The organism is Rahnella inusitata (assembly GCF_965118895.1).
Lineage (GTDB): Bacteria > Pseudomonadota > Gammaproteobacteria > Enterobacterales > Enterobacteriaceae > Rahnella > Rahnella inusitata_A.
This window is the reverse complement of record NZ_CBCPJJ010000002.1, coordinates 88908-113427: the sequence shown is the minus strand read 5'-3', so window position 1 is coordinate 113427 and position 24520 is coordinate 88908. Positions and strand designations below refer to the sequence as shown.

23 protein-coding genes are annotated in these 24520 nt (G+C 54.2%); 10 read left to right on the top strand and 13 right to left on the bottom strand.

Annotated features, from left to right (window positions below; genetic code table 11):
- Positions 1-192: 192 nt before the first annotated feature.
- Both phoR and phoB read right to left on the bottom strand, forming a co-directional pair.
- Positions 193-1512 (bottom strand): phosphate regulon sensor histidine kinase PhoR, encoded by a 1320-nt coding sequence (gene phoR, locus ACMHLI_RS02070; protein ID WP_413528051.1) that lies wholly within the window; start codon positions 1510-1512, stop codon positions 193-195.
- Positions 1513-1533: 21 nt separating this feature from the next.
- The gene (gene phoB / locus ACMHLI_RS02065; protein ID WP_112164277.1) at positions 1534-2223 is read right to left on the bottom strand and encodes a phosphate response regulator transcription factor PhoB; all 690 of its coding nucleotides are present in this window, start codon (positions 2221-2223) and stop codon (positions 1534-1536) included.
- A 217-nt stretch (positions 2224-2440) separates the two neighbouring features.
- Here phoB and sbcD point away from each other — a divergent pair, with 217 nt between their 5' ends.
- The 5 genes from sbcD to ACMHLI_RS02040 all read left to right on the top strand — a co-directional run bounded on the left by sbcD (position 2441) and on the right by ACMHLI_RS02040 (position 9777).
- Positions 2441-3679: an exonuclease subunit SbcD gene (gene sbcD / locus ACMHLI_RS02060; RefSeq protein WP_413528050.1), complete on the top strand. Its 1239-nt coding sequence runs from the start codon at positions 2441-2443 to the stop codon at positions 3677-3679.
- Positions 3676-6924, top strand: a complete 3249-nt coding sequence (gene sbcC, locus ACMHLI_RS02055; protein ID WP_413528049.1) for an exonuclease subunit SbcC — start codon at positions 3676-3678, stop codon at positions 6922-6924. Before sbcD ends, sbcC begins: the two co-directional genes overlap by 4 nt.
- A gap of 236 nt (positions 6925-7160) precedes the next feature.
- Positions 7161-8183: an ABC transporter substrate-binding protein gene (locus tag ACMHLI_RS02050; protein WP_413528048.1), complete on the top strand. Its 1023-nt coding sequence runs from the start codon at positions 7161-7163 to the stop codon at positions 8181-8183.
- Between the two features lie 11 nt (positions 8184-8194).
- Positions 8195-8959 carry an ABC transporter permease gene (locus ACMHLI_RS02045; protein ID WP_112164273.1) on the top strand — a complete coding sequence of 255 codons (765 nt, stop codon included), beginning with the start codon at positions 8195-8197 and terminating at the stop codon, positions 8957-8959.
- Positions 8956-9777, top strand: coding sequence for an ABC transporter ATP-binding protein (locus ACMHLI_RS02040; protein ID WP_413528047.1), 822 nt, complete (start codon positions 8956-8958; stop codon positions 9775-9777). The genes ACMHLI_RS02045 and ACMHLI_RS02040 overlap by 4 nt, the downstream gene beginning before the upstream one ends.
- 67 nt (positions 9778-9844) lie before the next feature.
- Here ACMHLI_RS02040 and mak read toward each other — a convergent pair whose 3' ends face one another.
- A complete protein-coding gene (gene mak, locus ACMHLI_RS02035; protein WP_413528046.1) occupies positions 9845-10765 on the bottom strand; it encodes a fructokinase in 921 nt (306 codons plus the stop codon).
- A 209-nt stretch (positions 10766-10974) separates the two neighbouring features.
- On the opposite strand from mak, the gene rdgC reads away from it, so the two are divergent.
- A complete protein-coding gene (rdgC, locus tag ACMHLI_RS02030) occupies positions 10975-11889 on the top strand; it encodes a recombination-associated protein RdgC (protein WP_413528045.1) in 915 nt (304 codons plus the stop codon).
- 68 nt (positions 11890-11957) lie between these two features.
- Here rdgC and ppnP read toward each other — a convergent pair whose 3' ends face one another.
- The 6 genes from ppnP to ACMHLI_RS02000 all read right to left on the bottom strand — a co-directional run bounded on the left by ppnP (position 11958) and on the right by ACMHLI_RS02000 (position 16545).
- Positions 11958-12248, bottom strand: coding sequence for a pyrimidine/purine nucleoside phosphorylase (gene ppnP / locus ACMHLI_RS02025; RefSeq protein WP_413528044.1), 291 nt, complete (start codon positions 12246-12248; stop codon positions 11958-11960).
- Between the two features lie 179 nt (positions 12249-12427).
- Positions 12428-13105 (bottom strand): AroM family protein, encoded by a 678-nt coding sequence (locus ACMHLI_RS02020; protein ID WP_413528043.1) that lies wholly within the window; start codon positions 13103-13105, stop codon positions 12428-12430.
- Between the two features lie 256 nt (positions 13106-13361).
- The gene (locus ACMHLI_RS02015; protein WP_413528042.1) at positions 13362-14153 is read right to left on the bottom strand and encodes an IclR family transcriptional regulator; all 792 of its coding nucleotides are present in this window, start codon (positions 14151-14153) and stop codon (positions 13362-13364) included.
- 535 nt (positions 14154-14688) lie between these two features.
- A complete protein-coding gene (gene aroL / locus ACMHLI_RS02010; protein ID WP_413528041.1) occupies positions 14689-15213 on the bottom strand; it encodes a shikimate kinase AroL in 525 nt (174 codons plus the stop codon).
- A 263-nt stretch (positions 15214-15476) separates the two neighbouring features.
- Positions 15477-16055: a class I SAM-dependent methyltransferase gene (locus ACMHLI_RS02005; RefSeq protein ID WP_413528040.1), complete on the bottom strand. Its 579-nt coding sequence runs from the start codon at positions 16053-16055 to the stop codon at positions 15477-15479.
- A 214-nt stretch (positions 16056-16269) separates the two neighbouring features.
- Positions 16270-16545, bottom strand: a complete 276-nt coding sequence (locus ACMHLI_RS02000) for a DUF1471 domain-containing protein (RefSeq protein ID WP_112164265.1) — start codon at positions 16543-16545, stop codon at positions 16270-16272.
- A 404-nt stretch (positions 16546-16949) separates the two neighbouring features.
- Between ACMHLI_RS02000 and ACMHLI_RS01995 the strand changes: the two genes are divergently transcribed.
- Positions 16950-17867, top strand: coding sequence for a DUF808 domain-containing protein (locus tag ACMHLI_RS01995; RefSeq protein ID WP_413528039.1), 918 nt, complete (start codon positions 16950-16952; stop codon positions 17865-17867).
- Between the two features lie 52 nt (positions 17868-17919).
- On the opposite strand, the gene ACMHLI_RS01990 is transcribed toward ACMHLI_RS01995, so the two are convergent.
- Positions 17920-18690 carry a class I SAM-dependent methyltransferase gene (locus tag ACMHLI_RS01990; protein WP_413528288.1) on the bottom strand — a complete coding sequence of 257 codons (771 nt, stop codon included), beginning with the start codon at positions 18688-18690 and terminating at the stop codon, positions 17920-17922.
- Between the two features lie 139 nt (positions 18691-18829).
- Here ACMHLI_RS01990 and ACMHLI_RS01985 point away from each other — a divergent pair, with 139 nt between their 5' ends.
- The 3 genes from ACMHLI_RS01985 to sseA all read left to right on the top strand — a co-directional run bounded on the left by ACMHLI_RS01985 (position 18830) and on the right by sseA (position 21178).
- Positions 18830-19621, top strand: a complete 792-nt coding sequence (locus ACMHLI_RS01985; RefSeq protein ID WP_413528038.1) for a helix-turn-helix transcriptional regulator — start codon at positions 18830-18832, stop codon at positions 19619-19621.
- Positions 19622-19751: 130 nt separating this feature from the next.
- The gene (locus tag ACMHLI_RS01980; protein ID WP_413528037.1) at positions 19752-20300 is read left to right on the top strand and encodes a GNAT family N-acetyltransferase; all 549 of its coding nucleotides are present in this window, start codon (positions 19752-19754) and stop codon (positions 20298-20300) included.
- A 32-nt stretch (positions 20301-20332) separates the two neighbouring features.
- The gene (sseA, locus tag ACMHLI_RS01975; protein ID WP_413528036.1) at positions 20333-21178 is read left to right on the top strand and encodes a 3-mercaptopyruvate sulfurtransferase; all 846 of its coding nucleotides are present in this window, start codon (positions 20333-20335) and stop codon (positions 21176-21178) included.
- Positions 21179-21227: 49 nt separating this feature from the next.
- Here the strand turns inward: sseA and ACMHLI_RS01970 are convergent, their stop codons facing one another.
- The 3 genes from ACMHLI_RS01970 to agp all read right to left on the bottom strand — a co-directional run bounded on the left by ACMHLI_RS01970 (position 21228) and on the right by agp (position 24520).
- Positions 21228-22025: a phosphate/phosphite/phosphonate ABC transporter substrate-binding protein gene (locus ACMHLI_RS01970; protein ID WP_413528035.1), complete on the bottom strand. Its 798-nt coding sequence runs from the start codon at positions 22023-22025 to the stop codon at positions 21228-21230.
- Positions 22026-22040: 15 nt separating this feature from the next.
- On the bottom strand, positions 22041-23048 hold the full coding sequence (locus tag ACMHLI_RS01965) for a fatty acid desaturase (protein WP_413528034.1): 1008 nt from the start codon (positions 23046-23048) through the stop codon (positions 22041-22043).
- Between the two features lie 170 nt (positions 23049-23218).
- The gene (agp, locus tag ACMHLI_RS01960) at positions 23219-24520 is read right to left on the bottom strand and encodes a bifunctional glucose-1-phosphatase/inositol phosphatase (protein ID WP_413528033.1); all 1302 of its coding nucleotides are present in this window, start codon (positions 24518-24520) and stop codon (positions 23219-23221) included.

The window sequence follows — 24520 nt, the reverse complement described above, 5'->3', positions numbered from 1 at the left end:
GCCGCGTTACATATAGACTTCTGGATGTCTAAATGGCTTTAAGGCCATACTGTCATGCCGGTTACTCACCGACAACAGAGGAATTTTCATGGGAGATGAAATAAATTCACGATCAAATGCGGTGAGTTAATGAAGCAGCAAACAAAAAAAGCCCGACATGGAGAAATGCCGGGCTGGATAGAAAACAGCAATTTACGGTTTCACTGAAAATTTAGTGGTGTTATCGGAAGGAACTATCAGCTTGGGTGCCAGCGTAAAAATAAAGCGCGTGCCGACGCCGACTTCACTCATCACTTCGAGCCTGGCGTTGTGGTGGCTGAGCGCATGTTTGACGATCGCCAGCCCCAGTCCGCTGCCACCGGTCTGGCGGGAACGGGCTTTGTCGACACGATAGAAACGTTCAGTCAGACGCGGGAGATGCTGAGGTGCAATGCCCGGCCCGTTGTCGCTTATCTGGAACTGTGCGCCGTGCGGCGTTTGCTGCCAGCTGACCTCAATTCGGGTGCCCGGCAGCGTATGATTGACCGCGTTATACACCAGATTCGACACCGCACTGCGTAGCTGATCCTCGTTGCCGAAGACCTTCAGCTTCTCGTTTACGCGGAACACAACTTCGTGCTGACCGCCACTCAGTGTCTGTACTTCGCGCTCCAGCATCCCGAGCATCACCGGAATATCGACTTTTTCGTGCAAATCCATATTGGCGGAGGCTTCGATTTTTGACAGCGTCAGGAGCTGCTTGACCAGCCCGTCCATGCGTCGCGTTTGCTCTTGCATAGTATCGAGCGCTTTAGTGCGAAACGGCTCTTCCAGCTTGGCATCTTCCATCATTTCCAGGTAGCCCTGCAAAACCGTCAGCGGGGTGCGAAGTTCATGGCTGACGTTGGCGAAGAAGTTACGCCGCGCGCCTTCCAGCTGGCGCATTTGCGTGACATCACGCGCCACCATCAGTAACTGCCCTTCGGAATAAGGCATTACGCGAAATTCGACGTAATGTTCATTATTGAGCTGAAGATTGAGTGCGCGGCTGAAATCACGCGCCTGGATCCAGGCGCGAAATTCCGGATAGCGCAGCAGGTTGAAGATGTGTTGCCCGTTATCTTCCGGCCAGCGGAAGCCGAGAAGCTCCTGCGCCAGACCGTTACACCAGAAAATATTGCCCTCTTCAGTGGTCAGCACCACTGCATCCGGCAACGATTCTGCACCGCTGCGAAAACGTTTAATGAGTTGCCCTAATTCACGGCGGCGACGGCGGTTGCGCATCTGCATCTGGTTCAGCCCGTAGAACAACGGCTCCCAGCTCCAGCGGCCATTTGGCGGGGTGATGCTGCGGTCAAGCCACAGCCAGTGTGAAAGTTTAAGCTGGTTATAATAGTTCCAGCCCAGCGCCGCCAGCAGAGACGCAAAGAGAAGCCAGCCAAAATGGCCGACAAAAATACCGAGAATGATCGCTGGCAGGCAAAACAGAAAAAATTCGCCGGCCAGCCGTTTCCATGACAAACGTTCTAACACACAGATTCTCCGCTGTGGGGACTAATAACGCGTTGAAAAACGGTATCCCGTGCCACGAACAGTCTGGATCATTCTGTCATGTCCACTGGTTTCCAGCGCTTTGCGTAAACGACGAATATGCACGTCTACCGTGCGATCTTCCACATAAACGTTAGTGCCCCAGACGTTATTGAGCAACTGTTCGCGGCTGTAAACACGTTCGGAGTGGGTCATAAAGAAATGTAATAATTTGAACTCGGTCGGCCCCATGTCGAGCGCCTGCTCATTGGCCATCACGCGGTGAGAGGAAGGATCGAGCGTCAGACCCTGCATGTCGATCACCTCTTCCACCGCCATCGGTGAAATACGGCGCATCACAGCTTTAATACGGGCAACCAGTTCTTTAGGAGAAAACGGTTTAGTAATGTAATCATCGGCACCCACTTCGAGGCCACGCACCCGGTCTTCTTCTTCACCGCGTGCAGTCAGCATCATCACCGGAATTTCGCGGGTCAGGGCTTCACGTTTAAGATGCTTGATAAACTGGATCCCGGACCCTCCCGGTAACATCCAGTCGAGCAGGATAAGCTCAGGATAAGGCTCGACCAGTTGGCCAATCGCGGAATCAAAATCTTCAGCTTCTACTGCCTGATAGCCATTTTGTTCCAGTACAAAACACACCATTTCACGGATTGGAGCTTCGTCTTCAACCACCAATATACGTCTAGCCATCGTAGGTCCTGCCAATAGGTTAGCGATCTTTTATTTGATTGCGGGCGCCATTATGCGTCAGTTTTGTGACAGATTTATGAATAGAAAGGATGGTCTATTACACCGCACTTTGACAGCCATCTTGCTGAAATTCGCCTGATTTTTCTGGGGACATCGTCCCCCGACGGCGTTTATACTTTGCGCCATTGTTACCGTCTAGCGAATCACCGGGAGTTTCATGCGCCTGATCCACACTTCAGACTGGCACCTTGGCCAGTACTTCTTTACCAAAAGCCGCGCCGCCGAGCATCAGGCCTTTCTGCGCTGGCTGGCGGAACAGGTGGAAACTCATCAGGTCGATGCCGTGATTGTGGCGGGCGATATTTTCGATACCGGCTCGCCACCAAGCTATGCGCGGGAATTGTATAACTGCTTCGTGGTGGAATTACAACACACCGGCTGCCAGCTGGTAGTGCTGGCCGGTAACCACGATTCGGTCGCCACGCTCAATGAATCGAAAGAACTACTTTCCTGCCTCAACACCCGCGTGATCGCTACCGTCGGTGAAGACTTGTCTGAGCAGGTTTTGGCATTAAATCATCGTGATGGCTCGCCCGGCGCAGTGCTTTGTGCGATCCCGTTCTTACGCCCGCGCGATTTGATAGCCAGCCAGGCCGGTCAGTCCGGCAGCGACAAGCAGCTGGCGTTGCAGGAAGCCATCGCTGCCCATTATGACGCTTTATATCAGGCGGCACAGGCGAAGCGCGACCAGCTCGGCGTCCCGCTGCCCATCATCGCCACCGGCCATCTGACCACCGTCGGCGTCAGCACCTCGGATTCCGTTCGCGACATTTATATAGGTACTCTCGATGCCTTTCCGGCACAGGCATTTCCGCCGGTCGATTACGTCGCACTCGGGCATATTCACCGCGCCCAGTGCGTGGCGAAAACCAACCACATCCGTTACAGCGGCTCGCCGATTGCGCTGAGTTTTGACGAACTCGGCAAAGCCAAAAGCGTATTTCTGCTCGATTTTACGGGTGCAACGCTGAACAGCATCGAAACGCTGGAAATTCCGGTATTTCAGCCGATGCAGATGATCAAAGGCCCGCTGGCCGAAATAGAAAAACAACTGATGCAGTTCAGCGATGGCGATACCACCAAACCGGTCTGGCTGGATATTGAAGTCGCGACGCAGGATTACCTCAGCGACATTCAGCGGCGGATCCAGGCGCTGACCGCTGAACTGCCGGTGGAAGTCGTACTGCTGCGCCGCAGTAAAGAACAGCGCATTAACAGCATTGAACAACAGGAAAAAGAAACCCTCAGCGAGCTGAGCGTGAGCGATGTCTTCGAGCGGCGGCTGTCGCTGGAAGCGGACACTGACGAACAGCGTCAGGCACGGATGCGCACGCTGTTTGCGCAGGTGGTCGATGAGGTCACCAGCGGTCATCACGCAGAGGACGCCGCACAATGAAAATTCTCAGCCTGCGTTTAAAAAATCTCAACTCGCTGGAAGGCGAATGGAAAATCGACTTCACCGCTGAGCCTTTTGCCAGCAACGGATTATTTGCTATCACCGGCCCGACCGGCGCGGGAAAAACTACCCTGCTCGATGCCATTTGTCTGGCGCTGTATCACCAGACGCCGCGTCTGAACGTCACCCCCAGCCAGAACGAACTGATGACCCGCCACACCGCCGAATCACTGGCCGAAGTGGAATTTGAAGTGAAAGGCATTGGCTACCGTGCCTTCTGGAGCCAGCGCCGGGCGAAAAACTCACCGGACGGCAATTTACAGGCGCCGAAAGTCGAGCTGGCATTGCTGGCGGACGGCAAAATTCTGGCGGATAAAGTACGCGATAAACTTGACGCGATTGCCGAACTGACCGGGCTGGATTTTGGCCGTTTCACTAAATCGATGATGCTGTCACAGGGACAATTCGCCGCCTTTCTCAATGCCGATGCCAATGACCGCGCCGAATTGCTGGAAGAACTGACCGGCACGGAAATCTACGGTCTCCTGTCTGAACGCGTGTTCGAACAGCATAAAGAAGCGCGCGTAGCGCTCGACGGTTTGCATCAGCGCATGGCCGGTATCGAACTGCTCAGCGAAGAACAGCGTCAGGCGCTGGAAACTCAGCTTAAAGAACTCAACGCGCAGGAAATCAGCCTTAGCCAGCGGGCGCAGCAGCGTCAGCAGGATCTTAACTGGCTGCAACACTGGCAGCAGGTGCAGCAAAAACATCAGCAATCAGTGCAACAGCTGGCAGCGACGGAGCAGGAAATGGCGCAGGCTGCGCCGCAGTTGCAGCAGCTGGCACTCAGCGAACCGGCGGAAAAACTCCGTTCACGTCTTAACGATCGCCAGCGCTGCCAGCAGGAAACACTGAATCTGCAACAGCAGACCGCGCAGCTGATCCAGCGGCAGGAACACCAGCTGGCGCAGATGACGCCGCTGAAGCAGGCCGCAGAACAGGCGCAAAATGCGCGCCAGAAACAGGTGGAAGAACAGCGACAGCAGCAGACACTCATTGAAGAGCAAATCCTGCCGCTGGATAACAGCATCGCCCAGTGGCGGAAAGCGCAAACCGATACGCAACAGTCATTGAATGACGTACAGAAACAGGTCAGCGAGCAAAATCTTGCACTTGAACAGCTGACCGCCGAACGTCAGAAGCTTGAAGAGCAAAGCCGCCAGCACCAGACGCGGCACACAGCCCTGACCGAGGCACTGACCGTGCAGCAACAGCGTCAGGCAGCGCTGGAAAATCAGCATCCGCTGGCGGCGTTGCAGAAACGGCAGGCTGAACTGACACACCTGCGGCCGGTGCGCCAGCAGCTGTATTCGCTCGCGCAACTTTATCCTCCGCTGAACCGCCGGGTGGTGCAGCAAAATGCCGATTTCACACAGATCCAGACGCAGGTCTTGCAGGAAGAACAGCGACTGGGCGCGATCCGTCTGCAATGTCAGAAGCAACTGGAACATCTCAATGACGTCAAAGCCCGCCTGAAAAGTGAAGAGCTGATCGTCAGCCTCACCGCCGAGCGCGCGAATCTGCAAAGTGGTAAGCCGTGCCCGTTGTGCGGGTCGACGTCGCATCCGTCGGTGGAAAGCTATCAGGACGTGAAACCGTCAGAAACCGCGCAGCGCGTCGAGAAAATGCAGGCCGAATTCGATACGGCAAAAACCAGCGGCATTGAGCTGGCGGCGAAGATTAAAAACCTGAAAGAGCAGCAGACGCGCCTGCAAACCCAGCTGGAGCAGGATCAGCAACAGCTGAATGCGCAACTCGAGAGCTGGCAGCAACTGAGCGCGCCGCTGAATCTGACCTTCGTATTGCAGGATACGGATGCCGTTCAGCAATGGCTGGCGGAACGCGATCGCGAAGAGCAACAGTCCCAGGATCTGCTGGGTGAGCACGAACAGCTGGCGCGGGCGTTGCAACAGGCGAAAGATGCACTGAATGATGCCGTGAATGAGCAGCAAAAAGTGCAGCAGCAGACCGCCCTGCTGACCGAACGCTTTACGCTTATCGGGCAAAGTCAGGTCAAACTTCAGGAACAGATCGAGCACTTGCAAAAGCAGTTTACCGAGGGTGAGAAAACGCTGGCAGAGCTGGATGCGCAGCGTCGCAGTCTGTTCGGCGATAGCCAGATTGCGCAGGTTCGCGAGCACTTACATCAGCAGCAACTGGCCGCAGAGAAAGCCGTCAGCGACGCAGCCGAAGCACTGAACAAAGCGCAGGAACAGCGCGATAAACTGGCCGGTCAGCTGGCCAGCACGCAGCAGCAACATCAGCAGGCGACGGAACGTCTGCAACAGGCTGAAAATGAGTGGCAACTGGCGCTGGCCGCCAGCGAATTCTCTGACGAAGAGGCGGTGAAACTCGCCCTGCTCGATGACGGGCTGCGTCAGCAACTCCAGCTGCAAAAAGAACGTCTGCAACAACAGCTGGCGCAGGCCCAGGCGCTGCTGAGTGATGCCGGTGCGACGCTGGAAGCTCACCGTCTGGCGCGCCCTGCGCATCTGCGCGAGAGCGAAATCGACCTCACCCAGCTCACCGCAGAACAGGCGACGCTGGCGCAACAGCTGAAAGCGTTACAGCAGCAGCTCGGTGAAGTCAGCAATCAGTTGAAATTCGATAAAGAACGGCACAGCGGACAACAGGCGTTGATCGGTCAGATTGCACAGACACAGCAGACCTGCGACGACTGGGGCTATCTCAACCAGATGATCGGCTCCAGCGACGGAGCGAAATTCCGCAAATTCGCACAGGGGCTGACGCTGGATCATCTGGTGTATCTGGCGAACCGTCAGCTGGAAAAACTGCACGGCCGCTATCTGTTACAGCGTAAAACCAGCGACGCGCTGGAGTTGCAGGTAGTCGATACCTGGCAGGCCGATGCGGTTCGCGATACCCGTACGCTCTCCGGCGGTGAGAGTTTCCTCGTGAGTCTGGCACTGGCGCTGGCGTTGTCCGATCTGGTCAGCGACAAAACCCGCATCGATTCGCTGTTCCTCGATGAAGGTTTCGGCACGCTCGACGCCGACACGCTGGACACCGCCCTCGACGCCCTCGACAGCCTGAACGCCTCCGGTAAAACCATCGGCGTCATAAGCCACGTCGAGGCTATGAAAGACCGCATTCCGGTGCAAATCAAAGTCACTAAAGTGAACGGGCTGGGCATCAGCCGCCTGAGCAGTGAATTTAAAGTCTGACCGCAAAGTCGCAGGGCAAGCCGCTAGCAATCATGCTATCGCCTTGCCCTGTGGTGGATCCTTTCTGTGAGCACCCGCACAAAAATCGCACCGTTGCAGTGCGCGCGCTCCTGACAACCTGATGAATATTCGGTTATTTCGTTAAACCGCCGATCTGGCACGCCCTGTGCTTAACGTTATGTATACAAGTTGCAGTACAAGCTGCACAGCCTGCATAACAGCCAAGGGGAACGCCGATGAAAAACGACAAACCTGAAATCCTTCCGTTCAATAAACAACGCCGTCAGATGATGAAATGGCTGGCGATCACCGGCGGTGTGATGACGCTGGGCGGAATGATCCCCACTACCGTTTTCGCCGCAGACGACGATGAAATTCGCATCGGCTACTGGCCAATCGTCGGCGGATTGCCGTTGTATGTCGCGCTCGAACAGGGCTTTTTCAAAGAGGCCGGGCTGAACGTCAAAGGCGTCAAATTTGCCAGTGCACAGCAAATTGTCGAAGGGATGATCACCGGCAGGATCCACGGCTGTGCCAACGGCACGGCCACAGGCGCATTGGGTTTAGGCGCGATCACGTCGCCAGGCCTGTTCAAAATCATCTGCTCGAATCCTTCCAATCACACGCTGGTCTTAGATGAATTTCTGGTACCGCTGAACAGCACAGCGAAAACCATTGCCGATCTGAAAGGCAAGAAAATCGCCTGCGGACCAGGCATCCAGAACGTCACCATGGCGAAAATCATTCTGGAGAAAAACGGGTTCACTAATCCGTCAGTAATCGAACTCCCCGTCGGTCAGCACGCCCCAGCCCTTGCCGCCGGGCAAATTGACGGCGTTTATACCCTGGAGCCGACCGGCACCGTCGGGCGTATGAAACACCTGTCGCGCACGCTGGAAACCGGCGTCATTTCCAAATACGTACTCGGTAACGCCGATGCCCCGTGGTTCGGCGGTGCAGCGGCGCTTAACGCCACTTTCATCCAAAATAATCCTGACGCCGCGAAAAAGTTTATCGCCGCCTATCAGAAAGCCGTGGAATTTATTGCGGCCAATCCTGACAAAGCGCGGGAAAACGTGGCGGGTTATACCAGTATCGAACCGGCGCTGGTGAAAGAAGTGCCACTGCCCGGCTTCGTGATGTATCCCGACCTAAAGGGCGACAACCTGCAATGGTTCCAGAAATTTTATGACGTCTTTACGGAAAGAAAAATCTTCAGCAAACCGGTGGATGTCGCTTCGCTGATATATCAGGGATAAGGGGAGTTAATATGACGTCACGTTGGTCTTCGAGATTATTGCCGCTGATTGGGCCGGTGCTGCTGTTTCTGTTCTGGCAACTGGCGGTAAGCGCCAAATGGCTGAATCCGGTGCTGCTGCCTTCGCCCGTCGAAACGCTGGGCTTCATGTTCCAGTCGTTTTCGGATGTCTCAATGCGCACTGACATCGGCGCGACGCTGTATCGCACACTGGTGGCCTTTGGCTTCGCGGCGGTGATTGGCGTCCCGCTCGGCGTGATTTTAGGCAGCAACGAAAAGGTGTATCGCAGCCTGGAGTTTCTGATCGACTTCTTCCGTTCGACGCCGTCATCGGCGCTGATCCCGCTGTTCATGCTGATTTTCGGGATCACTGACGCTAACAAAATCGCCATCGCCGCCTTTGCCGCTGTACTGGTCATCCTGTTCAACAGCGCCTACGGCGTAATGAATGCCAAGAAAACCCGCCTGATGGCGGCCAAAGTGATGGGCATTTCCCGCTGGCATATTTTCAAAGACATCCTGCTGATGGAAAGTCTGGCGCAGACGTTCGTCGGCCTGCGCACCGGTGTGTCGATCGCGCTGGTGATCGTTATCGTCGCCGAAATGTTTATTGGTTCGGAAACCGGCCTCGGGCATCGGATTATTGACGCGCAGCAGGTCTTCAATATCAAAGACATGTACGCCTCGATCCTTATCACCGGCGCACTGGGTTATTTACTGAATCTGGCTTTTTTACTGATCGAGAAAAAAACCGTCCACTGGAGTAGCAAAGCATGACGCAACCTCTCTCGCTGAAACCGGATTACAAGGGCCCTCAGCTGCCGCAGTACGCCACGCGCCCGGATACCCATGTCACTATTCGCGGGCTGACCAAAGCCTTTGCCGGGCAGCCGTTGTATACGGATCTGAATCTGGATCTGCCGCGCGGCAAAATTGTGTCGATCTTCGGGCCGAACGGCTGCGGGAAATCTACTTTAATGAATATGATCGCCGGACTTATCCCGGTAGACAAAGGCGACATTCTTTTCGACGGCAAAACGCTGGCGCAGACGACTATCGGCTATGTGTTTCAAAACTACCGCGATGCGCTGTTTCCGTGGATGAGTGCACGTGCCAACATCGCCTATCCGCTGGTGCGCAAGGGCATGAGTAAGGCCGACGTGAACGCCCGCGTCGATGAACTGACGCAGATGTTTGATATCCGCTTCGATCTTAAACGTTATCCGTACGAGCTTTCCGGCGGGCAGCAGCAAACCGTGTGCATCATGCGCGCACTGGCGACGCGGCCGGAAGTCATGTTCCTCGACGAGCCTTTCTCGGCGCTGGATTTCGAAATGACGCTATTTATTCGCGATAAATTGCAGGAAGTGCAGCTGGCGACCGGCGTCACTATGCTGATTGTCTCTCACGATCTGGAGGATGCGGTATTTCTGGCGGATGAAATCTTACTGCTCACGCGACGCCCGACGCAGGTGGCGGAAATCGTCCCCTTCGATCTGCCCCGCCCGCGCGGTTCAGAAATAATGAGCCACCCGGAATTTATCCGCGTGAAGGCGCATACGCTGGAAGTGTTTAAGCGGGAGATGGCGCTCTGACTGAAAGAACGGGCGCGGTATTTTTGCAAATTCCGCGCCCGAGACTTTCTCAGAGAATTAAAAACGATTAAAGCGCAAACCTCGACTGCGGCCACAGCCATGCCGCACCGCGTACGCCGCTGGAATCGCCGTGAACGGCTTTGAGGATCGGCGTTTCGCATTCGCCGCCAAACACCCATTGCTTCACCAGCAGCGGAACGGTGTCATACAGGCGATCGACATTGCTCATGCCACCGCCGAGCACAATCGCGTCGGGATCGAGAATATTCACCACGTTTGCCAGTGCTTTCGCCAGACGACGTTCATAACGCCCCAGCGCCAGCTCCGCTGTTTCATCGCCCTGTTCCACCAGCGTAATAATCTCTGGCCCCTTCAGCCGCTGGCCGGACAGACGGAAATAATCTTCCGCAAAACCCGTGCCCGAAACGAACGTCTCGACGCAGCCTGATTTTCCGCAATAACACGGCACGTCGCTGGCAAACTGTCTTTCCTCTTCATCCTGCCACGGCAACGGATTGTGCCCCCATTCACCGGCATTGCCGTTACCACCCGCGTGCGCAGCACCGTGCAGCGCCACACCGGAACCGCAGCCGGTGCCGATGATCACTGCAAACACCGTATTACGGCCTGCGCCAGCGCCGTCGGTGGCTTCAGACACCGCCAGGCAGTTGGCGTCGTTGGCAATGTGCACTTCGCGGTTGAGCAGCAGCGCCAGATCTTCATCCAGCTGCTGGCCGTTGAGCCATACCGAATTTGAATTTTTCACTTTACCGGTGAACGGAGAAAGCGTGCCGGGAATACCCAGACCGACGCTGCCACGCTGGCCGGTGGCCTTCTCTGCATCCAGCACCAGTCCTTCAATCGCTTTCAGCGTGCGTTCGTAATCATTCCTTGGCGTGTCCACGCGTTTACGAAACAGCTCGCGGCCTTCGTCGGATAACGCGATGACTTCTATTTTTGTGCCACCTAAATCAATGCCAATTCGCACGTTTTCTTCTCCTGTCACATCGGGTAGGGTCAGTTTTTTATCTTTAATCCAGTTTAGAAGCCTGAAGCGGCAACCACCAGAATAAGGTGTTATGCAATGTTTCGCACAGGGGCGATTTCTTAACGACGGCTGACGCCCAATTGGGTATCATGCCGCCCTGTATTCATTTAATCAGCGTACCACGAGTGCGCCGGGACAGGGATAACGCCATGTTATGGTTTAAGAATTTGTTGGTATACCGTTTGAGCCGTGAAGTTTCGTTATCTGCTGACGAAATGGAAAAACAGCTCAGCGCTTTCACCTTTACCCCGTGCGGCAGCCAGGACATGGCGAAAACCGGCTGGGTTTCACCGATGGGTTCCCACGGTGGCGACGCGCTGACTCACGTCAACGGCGGCCAGATCCTCATCTGCGCCCGTAAAGAAGAAAAAATTCTGCCTTCTCCGGTGATCAAGCAGGAGTTACAGGCCAAGATCGACCAGCTCGAAGGTGAACAGCATCGCAAGCTGAAGAAAACCGAAAAAGATTCCCTGAAAGATGAAGTGCTGCACAGCCTGATGCCACGCGCCTTCAGCCGCTACAGCCAGACCTTCATGTGGATCGACACCGTTAACGGCCTGATTATGGTCGATGCTACCAGCGCCAAGAAAGCAGAAGATATGCTGGCACTGCTGCGCAAAAGCCTCGGCTCGCTGCCGGTGGTGCCGCTGACCATGGAAAGCCCGATCGAACTGACGCTGACCGAATGGGTGCGTTCAGGCGTTACCCCAGCCGGTTTCACGTTGCAGGATGAAGCTGAGCTGAAAGCGATTCTGGAAGAAGGCGGCGTGATCCGCTGTAAAAAACAGGCGCTGGTCAGTGACGAAATCGCCACGCACATTGAAAATGGCAAACTGGTAACCAAACTGGCGGTGGACTGGCAGGAACGTATCGCCGTGGTGCTGGCCGATGACGGCAGCATCAAGCGTCTGAAATTCAGCGATGTGATCCGCGATCAAAACGAAGATATCGACCGCGAAGATTTCGCTGGTCGCTTCGATGCGGATTTCATCCTGATGACCGGTGAACTGGCAGCGCTGATTCAAAACCTGATCGAAGCGCTGGGCGGCGAAGCCCAAAAATAACGGGCAAACTCCGGATGTAAAAAAGGCGCTCATTGGCGCCTTTTCTATTGGTACTGTGTCTGAACGGTTTATTTACTCAGATACTTACACAGGTACGAAGTGGTTTCGCCGACCTGCAGGTTGAATTCGCTTTTACCCGGAATGTAGAACGTTTCGCCGGGCTTAAAGACCTGCCAGTCCGGAGAACCTGGGATCAGCACTTTCAGTGAACCACTGATGACCGTCATTTCTTCCGGTTTTGCCGTGCTAAACGTGTATTCGCCAACGGCCATCACGCCAACGCTGGCGGCACCCGTACTTTCGCTGTCAAAACCAATCGATTTTACTTTCCCGTCAAAATACTCATTATTTTTCAACATAGATTGGCCCTTAGCGATAATTTTCAGAGGTTTCATATTAGGGGCAAAAACCCGCCGCTGTCACTGATTATTATAGCTTTCTCCCCACCCGGCGACACCGCCCGCAAACCGCAATGACTGATTTGATTTTACGTCTGCACAGTGCCATTGTGGGGAGTCACGCCCGCACACAACCCCGGTTATGCCACCAGTTCAGCCGCCAGTTGCACCATCAGCACATTCGCCAGTAATACAGGAATATCGAGATGCTGTTCTAACACTTCAACGTGATGATGGTTGTAGCCGAAGCAATCAAGCACCACCACTTCCGCGCCCTGCTCAGCAAAGCGCATCGCCGCGTCAGTCAGTGCCTGGTCATCAGGTAAATACGGGCTCGCCACTGCAAAACACGGTGCCTGTTCCAGCTTGCGCCATTTATTCGTTTGCCAGCCAATCTGGGATTCCACCGGCACCACAATGCCTGCCCGATGCGTTCCGACCATCGCGCCAATCAGTGGCGGGATCATCCGCTCCGGTTCGATAAGCAATGCACTGTCGGCGTGTAAGCCGCTGAATTCCCCACCGCACAGCAGCAGAATGGTGGCACATCCCTGCGCTTCCAGCTGGTAGATTTTTTCCTGCAATCCTCGCTCGGCGCCGGCCGCAGCAAGTAAAACCTGCGAACCATCCAGCAACAGTGCCACCAGCACAGCTTCGCCCTCTTGCGGCGCATAACGCTGCTCAATTTGCTCCCGGCTAAGACCGTCCAGTAACCCGACGTGCGTGACGGGTTCGTCCGGCAGATGCGCCATCAGCAGCGGTGTTATATCGCTGCGCGGCGCCTGTCCAATGGTGAGGGTAGCAAAAGAAGTCATCATAAGCGGGATGTCCGGCCATTCAGGTCGGTCACCCCTGAATGACGCAAGGAAGGATAAAACGCAGATATCGTAAATGTGTTTTGTACACTCATCACAAAGTCCTCTTAAACCACGTAACCGGCGCAAAAGCGCATGAGCTAAAAACGGTTACGAACGCTGTTCATCGTGGAACAGTCATTGTTTAGTGCTGGCTAACAATAAGCCCTGGTGTCGGTCTGGTACTCACTTCACTTTCTGCATCAGTTGCCTGATGCGTTTACTGCAAGCCGGGAAGATGCTGATCGTTAATCCAGTCATCATCACCGAGCTTTTCAGCAATTTTTCGGGTCACGGCGGTGAGGCCGTCCTTTATTCCATCCGGTATGCCCTTTCCTTCGGCGGGCGAAGAGAAAGACAGGCCCAACCCCACAATCTCATTTCTGTGCTTATTAAAAATGCTGGTCGCTAAAGAACTGATCCCCTGCAACGTTTCGTTATTGGCAAAAGACAAACCGGTTTGCCGGATTTCAGCCAGCCGCACTAATAATAAATCGATACTTTTCGGCGAATTGGCCGATTTGACCTGATACGCGCCGCGATACCGTTCGCGAACTTCGTCGTCGCTGTAGCGCGCCAGAATCGCCCGGCCAATGGCCGTTTCATGCGCCGGTAATAAACTACCCGCCGGTGTCACCACCTGCAGATAGGTTCTGCCGGGGAACATCCGCATGATCATTATCTCGCAGCCTTCGAGCATCGACACATAGCCAGTGCACTGCGTCAGCTGACTCAGCTGCGTCATATACGGCGTTGTCGCATCGACCAGCGGCGTCGATAAATAGTGGCTGGATATCGCCAGTAATAATTTTCCGATTCGATATAAACGACTGTCCGGATCGCGCTCTAATAAGCCTTCACTTTCCATGGTCATTAACAATCGGGAAACGGTACTTTTTGGCAAGGCTAAATTGCTCACCACATCGCTAAATGACAGCCCCGGATGCCCCTGGCTGACGCCCTGCCTTGAAAATAACTTCAGTACTGCCGTCGCATTCTCTAAAGTGCTCATAAAGAGAAGAGTTCCATTATGCGGAACAAGGTTCCTGTAAAGTTAATTGAAAAATAGTGCTGATACGTGTCAGCGTCAAGGCGTTTATTTTGGACGGAATAAAATTCCACTTAATAAATATGCTTAAAGATAATCCTAAAGCCATTTATTTAAGAGAAAGGGAAATGAATTGCCGAGTATTTATGAGGTGAAGCGCGTCAAACCCAGCAGATTATAGCGATTAAAGATTGCGCAAAATATACAACGCAATAGAGGCTTCTACGAGGATGATAGTGATCGACCAGACAGCCGGCATCGCTTTGCTGTGCTGGTGAAAGAACGACATCAGGGGTTTCATCGTGGGGTCCATAATGGAGGTTAAAGTAATCACCTGAGTTATTACATTACTCCCATTTATTCGTAAGGACAATAAGTCACCCTATGTGACACCGATCACTTAATATGGCCCGTTTTGTTTACGCTTTCGGATATTTCCCTCACCGCAGACATAAAAAAACGAGCCACCCGGACTCGTCGTTTTACATCATCACGCCTGTCAGCGTGCCATCGGCAATGCCAGTGCATCCATGATGGCATTGACGACCTGCGCCGGATCCTGCGTACCGTCGACAACGTGATGCGCGGCCTGCTGATACAACGCTTCGCGCTCGTTCAGCACCTGCATCATTTCTTCGGTGATCGGCTTACCGGTCAGCGTCGGACGCTGATCTTCCATCGGGGCATCTTCCAGACGGTTTGCCAGCGTGGAGGCTGGTGAACGCAGATAAATCACCGGGCCGGTCTGGCGCATAAAATCACGATTTTCCGCCGACAACACCACTCCACCACCGGTGGCGATTACGGTCAGCGGCGAGCTTATCGCCTTCAGCGTTTCAGTTTCACGACGGCGGAAACCCGCCCAGCCTTCACGGTCAACGATATCGGCCACGCTGAGCCCGGAGGTGCGCAGCAGATAGAGATCGGTATCGACAAATTTATAGCCCAGCACTTTGGCCAGAGCACTTCCAACTGTCGTTTTACCCGCGCCACGCGCGCCTACCATGAAAATGGGTTGTGTCATTAACGCTGTCCTTAATTCCCCGGGAGCCTCGTTGCTCATCTGATGAAAATCCATCATTTACCTGAAGCATGAATGTCAAAATAGTTGCTGATCTGACGCCAAAACGTACTCGCAAGATAGTACAACAAAAAAGCCTCACTGGCAGATTTTTGTCACCTGCCGGTGAAGCTTCTGTAGCGTTTTATTTACGCCACCCGTGGCATCATACTGATAAATCCTTACAGCGCAATGTTCTCAGCGGGTTCGACCGCTAAAGTGCTGTATCAGCGTGGTTTACAAATATAGACCAGTGCCGGGGGGAAATTTTTCACAACGCGGATTTTTTTCCAGGTGAAGTAGCGGGAGAGCATTTTCTCGGAAAGATGACTGTACTGGAAGAGCACCAGCACACCGTCTTTCGCCTTCAGTTGCTGCTGCGTTTTCTGCAAAATCTTCATGCTGATACGCGTCGGCATCGACAGCAGCGGCAGACAAGAAAATACCGCATCATAATCCCCCGTCAGGTGCTCGGCCGAATGCGCCATGACCTGCAACCGCCGGTCGTCGAACAGATTCAGCTTGCGGATAAACGCAGGCTCAATCTCAAAAGCATCCAGCCGTGCATCTGCACGCATGCGGTTAAGGATCCGCCGCGTCAGCACACCATCAGCCGCGCCTAACTCGGCGATATCCAGAGACTTTGTCCAGTCGATCTGGCTGAGCATCGCGTGACACAGCCAGGGTGACGACGGCATCAGCGTCCCCATTGTCCGTGGTGAGCTGATAAAATTCTGCAAATAAAAAAACTGATTCTGGATCGAAAGACCGGTGTTCTTAATCGTCATTCTTGCGGCATTCAACATATTAACGACCTCCTGAAGACATAGACCCTTATATAACAGAAAAATTCTTAAGAAATGATTAATAAGGGGAATAAATGTCACAGAGGCTAATTAAAAACAAATCACATGGGATAACTCCCAAAAAAAGCATTATGCCGTGGTCATGGATAAATAAAAAAAGGCCAATGTCAGATGACATTGGCCTTCTCATACTCAATCTGAAATCAGTCAGATTTTATTTATACAGCTCAACATTTGCACGGTTCAGGCTTGAATCACCCGGTGTACCGGCACCAACAACGCGATAGTGTGTTGCGCCTTTATCGCTGGCAATCTGGTTCAGCGCATCTTTCATGCTGCCCGGAACGGTGCTTGGCGCACTCACAGACACCATTCCCAGTGACTGATAAGTCCCGCTTTGTGCTTCTTGCGCAGTAATTGGCGATGCCGCCAGCGCTGAGAATGAAGCAACAGTAATAGCAACAGCTGTAATTGCAGGTAAGAGTTTCATATTACGCACCTTTCTTTCGTTAGTTTCGTTAATTAATGGAGCGGAAGCAATCCGTTGAAATAATTATCGTTGAAACAATGAAAGGGGGCGTAATGCAACGTAAAGAAGTTTAACCATTGTGGTAAAAATAAGGAGACAATGAAAGTAAGTATTTCGTCAATGATAACTGCAAGAGAATTAACGATATTTGATGGAGAAATGATGGAGAGTTTTCAAAGTTATTTATAGCCCGCACAACATTCGCACAAATCGACGCCGTAGTGCAATCACTGATATGATTATTTTTTATGAATTTTCTGCTTCCTTGATCACCTGCACAATCAGGGTCGCAGATTCGGGCCTCCGCGCGGGCGGTGGCTCATTTAAACAAGAAACTAAGGACGTTTTTATGGGGAGCATACATTATGGCGGGTGGTAGCCTTCTGGCCTTAATCGATGATATCGCATCGATTCTCGATGACGTGGCCGCAATGAGTAAAGTCGCGGCGAAAAAAACCGCCAGCGTGCTCGGTGACGATTTAGCGCTGAACGCACAACAGGTCACGGGCGTAAAAGCTGACAGGGAATTACCGATCGTCTGGGCCGTGGCGAAAGGTTCCATGCTAAACAAAGCCATACTGGTGCCGCTGGCGCTGCTGATAAGCGCCTTCATTCCATGGGCTATCACGCCGCTGCTGATGATTGGCGGCGCGTACTTATGTTATGAAGGGTTTGAGAAAGTCGCGCACAAGCTGATGCCCGGCAAACATCAGGAAGAAGAAAAACCGGCAGCGGAGCAGGTAAAAAGCGAAGCTGACGCGAAAAAGCTCGAAAAAGAAAAAGTGAAAGGCGCAGTGCGCACCGACTTCATTCTGTCGGCTGAAATCATCGTGATTTCTCTGGGTATCGTTTCCGCTGCGCCGTTCCTCAATCAGGTCACCGTCATGGTACTGATTGCTGTCGCCATGACCATCGGCGTCTACGGTCTGGTGGGCGCGATTGTAAAAATCGACGATGCGGGTTTGTACCTGAGCAAACTCTCCGGTGAGAGCGGCGTCATGAACAGCGTGCGGGCCTTTGGCCGCGGCATTGTCAATCTCGCGCCCTGGCTGATGAAAACGTTGTCGGTCGTTGGCACCATCGCCATGTTCCTGGTCGGTGGCAGTATTATCAGCCACGGCTTGCCGTTCATGCACAGCCTGCTGGAAAAATTCACCCACGGCCATCAGGGCTGGGTGAATACGCTGATCACCGGAGCGACCGATTTGGGCGTAGGCCTGATCGTCGGCGCCGCTGTTCTGGGCGTCGTTCTGCTTGGGCAAAAGATGTTCGGGAAGAAGTAAAACAACAGCGCCCCCGGTTTACCGGAGGGCGCACTCCATACCTTCACGACGCTCAGTTCTTCGACGCCACCAGCATCATTATGTCGCTGGTGAAAGAACCGTCGGGCTGGATCTCGAAATGCTGAACAACGTCGTCTGACATCACTTTTTGCAACTCGCGGATCGCCACGGAGAAGTGTTCCGGTGTACGCATACGTGCGATCCAGCTGGTGAACTCCAGCGGCAGGCGGTCAGTGGTGACTTCGCGGGTAATCAGTCCGGCTTCCGACGACATGCCCAGCCATTCGCCAGGCGAATAGTTACGGACATGCGACGTATCACGCAGCACTTCGATGGTTTGCAGATAGATATCCAGCAGCGGATGCCCCGGTGACACGACGTCCATCATGATAAATTTCCCGCCCGGCTTCAGCACGCGTGCCACTTCGCGCAGTGCCTGCCCGACATCGTGCCAGTGATGCGCAGAATAGCGGCTGATGATGATATCGGCGCTGCTGTCGGCAAACGGCAATGATTCCGCTACCCCTTGTTGTACGCGGATGTTCTCCAGTTGTTTATCCTTCGCCGCCTGCGCCACGACCTCCAGCATTTGCGCGGACAAATCATAGGCAATCACGCTTTTCACCACCCCCGCCGCCACGAAGCTGGCGTGGCCTGCACCACAGCCCAGATCAATAACATGCGCCTCTTTGTGTGGTGACAGCAACGCCGCCAGACGCTGTAAATCTGCGCCCTGCGCATGAACGGCGCTGGTCAGATAATCCTGCGCCTGCGAACCAAACTGCTTATCAACCGCCTGACTGTGAGTATTCTTCATGTTCATCATTGCTCCTGCCTGTCTTGTTTTTATGGGGATAATTTCGGGTTTCAAACGACCTCAAAATCACTATAGGCATTGTTCTATACGGGTACAATATGAGCGCTTATACTGGTATCAGTTACTCCCAGTCTCAGAGATAAGAATGATAGATAACGCAGAGTCGCTCACCGGCCCGAAGGCACTGGGGCTGTTTTTACGCACACACCGTGAGCGGGTTACGCCGGAAATGGTCGGGCTGCCAGGATCATCGCGCCGCAGAACCAGCGGGCTGCGGCGGGAGGAGCTGGCGCAAATCAGTGGCATCAGCGCCACCTGGTACACATGGATTGAACAGGGGCGTGATGTGTCTATTTCCGCTGCTACGCTCGATAATCTCGCTAACGCATTGCGGATGGAACCGGCCGCGCGCGAATATCTGTTCAGCTTAGCGGCGGTGAAAGATCCGCAGGCCGTGCACATTTCCGGCGCACCGGACGTCAGCCTGAAAAACTGCGTGAATCAGTTCACCTGCCCGGCTTATCTGCTCGACAGCTGCTGGAACGTACTGGCGTGGAATGCTCAGGCCGAAGCGCTGTTCAGCGGCTGGCTGGGAGTTGATCCGCAACCCAACCTGCTCGACTTCATGTTTCTGCATACGCTGGCGCGTAAACTGGTGACTAACTGGGCTGAACGCGCCAAGCGCGTAGTCGCAGAATTTCGCGCCGAAACCAGTCACTATGCGCATTCCGATGCGGTGCGGGAGACCGTTATCAGCCTGCGCGAGCGCAGCGCAGACTTCAATCAGTGGTGGACGCAGCAGGAAGTTTTGTCGCGGGAGGGGGGCGAACGGCGCTTTAATCATCCGGCGGAAGGTGAAAAAAGTTACCGTCAGCAGACTTTTTTCCCGGCAGGATATGCCGATTGCAAACTGGTGATGCTGGTGCCACAGGAGTAAGACTGCGGGCCAGACAGCGCTGTTTTTTCACACTTAATTGGCCCTGTCGCCAATTGACATATTGATGCTGTATGTGTGAGGCTGATTTGATTGCTTTCCCCAATCATTTCTACACTGACGGATGATAATCATGATGACACGCCAGATTTATCAGGACGAAGAAATCGAAATCCGTACTGCAACCGAACTGGAGGCCGTGCTGCACTTTGCAGCCGTTCAGGCCTCAGTAAAAGAAATTGGCGCATGGGAAACATGGTGCACCGAAAAATACGCGCTGGAGGACAGCCGCAAGTATCTGACCGACAGCGAGCAAAAACGCCATCGCGGCGCAGAATTCAATTTCTGTCTGTTCGATCGCGCCAGCGGTGATCTGATTGGCAGCGTAGGCATCAACCGCATCGTGCAGGAATATAAGTTCGCCAATCTCGGATATTGGATCCGCACCGGGTATACCGGCCGGAATCTGGCGACGCTGGCGGTCAGAGCGGCGGCCCGTTTTGCTTTTACCGATCTTGAACTCACGCGGCTGGAAATTGTGGCGATGGAAAGCAACGCCCGCAGCCGCCGCGTCGCAGAAAAAGCAGGTGCAATTTCCGAGGGCCTGCATCGCAATCGTCTTTATTATCACGGTCAGCCGCGCGACGCCTGGGTCTACTCCCTGATCCCGGGCGATCTCTGAGCTGGCTTCACAAAAAAGATAAGGCACAGAACATGACTTTTTCTACCCATACCGTATCTACCGACTGGCTGGCGAAGAATCTGAATTCACCGGACGTGGTCATTATCGATTGTCGAAAATCCAAACCGGGCATCACCCCGCCGATTGATTTTCATGCCAAATATCTGGAAGCGCATATCCCCAACGCGATCTATGTGGAAGTCGACAGTATTTCCGACTGCTCCACCGGCCTGCCGCATATGATGCCGACCGCGGAAGAATTTGCCGCCTCAATGAGCCGTCTCGGCGTGGCCGATACCCAAACTATCGTGCTTTACGATGAAGGCGATTTATTCTCTGCACCGCGCGTATGGTGGATGCTGACCAGTTTCGGCGCGAAAAGCGTCCGCGTGCTGGACGGTGGCCTGAACGCCTGGGTTGCCGAAGGTAAGCCGACTCAAAGCGGTGAACACACCCGCGTGCCCTCAACGTTCAATGCGAAGCTGGTGCGTCCGGTGGTCGTCTCGGCACAGCAGGTCAAAGAATCACTGGGCAAAGTGCAAATCATTGATGCCCGCTCGCTGGCGCGCTTTAAAGCCGAAGCGCCGGAGCCGCGTCCGGGTTTACACGGCGGCCATATTCCGGGCAGCCTTAGCGTGCCTTTTACCGAGCTGACGCAGGACGGCCATCTGAAAGCGCCACAAGCCCTGAAGGCAACGTTCGAAAAGCTGGGCGTGGATCTGAATAAACCGGTGATCACCAGCTGTGGCTCGGGCGTCACTGCCGCAGCACTAGCTTTCGGACTGGACGCACTGGGCGTGAAAGATGTCGCGCTGTACGACGGTTCGTGGGCAGAATGGGGGGACGTGAACGAAGATTTCCCTATTGAAACGCACTGAAAGTAGAGTGTGAGGGATCAAAATCACCGGGCTGAGAAGCCCGGTTTTTTTATGCCGTTTTTTGCAGCGTCAGTTCGCTCACGCCGAACGACTGCGCGATCTCCTTCATCAGCGTGATCACACCGTAGGCCAGTCGCGGCACTTCAGTGAACTCTTCGATCAGTAACGGCTCGCTGACGGGTTCATGCGCGATTTCATGCAATGCCTGTCGTAAAATCGCCAGCTGTTCGGGTGAGGTTTGCGCTGACGTAATCAGCGGTAAACCAGGCACGGCGGCGGTTTGGCCGATAATAACCAGCCCGGTGAGGATTTCAGGTTCCGCGCGTTTGAGCAATTCCATCGTCACGCAATCTACCGCCGCAATATCGGCTTTATTCTGCTGAATAAAATGAAGGGATTCGCGGTGGCTGCCCGTCGCTGAGGCCTCTGAAAAAAACCGCCCTGCGTCCGCCAGCGGTGCCACCAGTGCACGCAGGCTGTTATAACCGGACTGTGAATCGGTGCTATTGAAAGCCAGACGCCGGTGGCGGAAATCGGCCAGATATCGCCCTTTATCCTCCTCACGCACAACTAAAAAGCTGCGGTAACGGAACCCGTCGCAGCCGGGGGCACGATAGCTGAATAATCCCACCAACTGCACCTGCGGCAGGCTTTCCATCAGGGGGAATCCACAGGTCTGACTGAGCAGTAAATCCGGCAGTTGCCAGTGCGCCAGCAACGCCTGCGGCCAGCTCAAAGAGTCGGGCGTATCGGGCAGGCCGAGCCGGCGGAGCTTTTCACGCAACACGCTGGCGAAGGCCTCAACGTCGGGCGGGGAGATGGCGTACATCGGTAAAGACATCAGCATGATTTGGCGACTCCTTCAGAGGGTGTCCTGCTGATAATCATAGTCGCTGCAGGACGGTTGCGCTGGCATTCCCTCCGGCGCAAAAGGATGACTCTCGACGACGACCGCAGACCTGGAGTGATCGCGAAACCACTGCCGGTAGCCTTTCACCAAAAAACCCTGGCTTCGCGTAATGTACCCCTCACGATCGGCGACATACACCTGACGCAATGCAAACCACGGGACGCCTGGCAGATCGTGATGCACCAGATGGTAATTCAGATTGAGGAACAAAATCCGCCACACCAGACCGGCTTCATTCAGGGTAGAACGTGCCTCAGGCGCATGTTCGGCGCGGTGTTCGAAGAAAGAGCGGACTTTAGTCAGGCTGAGCGCCGGATAGCTCACTACCAGAATATAAAAGGCAGGCGATAAACCGTGCTGGGCCATCCAGTACAGCAATCCCGCCAGCAAAACGCCGTGCGTCAGCCACATCGTGACGGCCCGCCCGTCACCGCGAAACACCGCCATGAATGCGCCAGTCAGCGTGCTGCAAATATCCAGCAGCGGGCCGAGGAGCATTCTGCCCGGCAGGGTATTGCGTAACCGAACCAGCGCTTTCATTGTGGGTGAAAGCGTTTCCCAGCGGGCACGGCTGAAGTAATAACCTTCAGGATCATCACCGGGCAGCGTGAGATGTTCGTTAACGTGATGCTGCAAATGGGTATCACGATACAAACCGTACGGATACCAGACCGCCAGCGGCAGCGTGCCCATCAGCTGGTTAAACCACGGTTTGCGGGTCGGGTGGCCGTGAATGAGTTCATGTTGCAGCGACATATACCATGTGGTGAACCAAATCAGCAGTGGCGTGCCGATCCACACGCCGAGCGACGTCCAGAATATGACGACCGTAAACCAGCCGCTGTAGACGGCAACGATAAGCGCCCACGTCGGTAATTCCAGCCGCCACAGGAGGCGACGGGAACGGGCCACGATGTCTGCCCGCTGTCGGGCGCTGAGGTAATACGGGGTCGACGCCATAATTTTCCGCGCTGCTGATGATAAAGGCTTCGGCAAATTATCCCGCATCCCGGCACTTCGGCGAACTGACTTAAAATGCATTCTATTGCCAGTTCAGCGCTAAAGCCTTCGGCAAAGTTCAGGCGTAAAAAAGCCCGCCGGAGCGGGCTGGAGACGTCTTATGACTCAGCTTATCCTTGCAGATCTTTCTGCACGGCCTGAGTAAATTCGTCCATCGGGCAGAAACCCTGTTTATCGACGGCACAGCCTTCGATTTGCAGCGTCACACGCTCAGGAGGATTTTTGATACTCAGCGCAACATTGTTACGGATTTGCTTCGCGGTCGGATAAATGTATTCAATCTTCATCAGATCTTTATTGGCTTTCTTGTCATGCCAGCGCTGGAAAACAACGGTGCCGCTGATTGGCGTACGTTCGTACTGACCCGGTAAGGTGTAGTCCTGCGTTTTCAACGCGGCGAGCAGCGAGGCGATATTCGAATCGTGCCCGACCAGCACGGCCAGTTTTGACTGCTGTGCCGCTTTCTCATCAGCGGTATTCGCCAGTTTTGGATCCAGTGAGCCGGCAATAAAGGTGAGCAACGGTTTAGCCGCGTTTGCCGCAATCGTTGGCGAACCGAACAGGGTCTCGTGATACAGATTTTTGATAGTTTCCAGCTTCGTCCATTGCTCAGGCGTACTGATTTTTCCCCATGCGATGTCTTTCATCGGGAAACCTTCGTAATACTGCAACATGAACGCGTCGGTGGCACCGGTCGCCATGCGCAGAGGCCCGGTGATGCCCGGCTCTTTGCCCTGCGTGAGCACGACATCCGACGGTTGCGACGCCAGATCGCACTGCTGTTTCTCTTTACACATTTTGCTGTTTTTGTAATCGAGAATACTTTCCAGCAGTTGGTAATTCGGTTTCAGACGCTGATTCAGCCCCGCCAGACCACCCTCACCGGCATGCTGATTAACAGAATTCAGCGCGCTGGTTTTGAAGGTATCGTTCACTTCGGCAGTAATAATGGGGTTGAATACCGGATCCATTTTACCGACTTCTACGCGGTTGATGACCGGTACATCACAGCCGGGGAAAGCGCCGGCAGTAAAGTGTTTCGCAGTATCAATGGTGCGCGGCAAACTGTTGGCGTAAGTGAAAACTTGCGCGTTTGCAGGGCATCCGGCGGCGGGCAGCAGTTTGTCTTTCGCCAGCCACGCGCGGAAATAATGACCCATATGTTCGGAAACCTGACCGCCTTTTGGCGTCAGTAAGCCGCCTTCGGTTTTCCAGACAGGCCAGGTATGCGTGGTGGATTCGGCCAGCACATCTCCATAATTGACCAGCGGCGCACGGATACCGTGACGGCTGAGCACCAGCACCTGTTGCAGTTCTAAATTATCGGACTGAGCAGCCTGAGCGACAGGCACGGAGAGCGGCAAAACGCAGGCAAGTGCAGACAATGCAAGAAAACGGGATGCTTTTTTCAC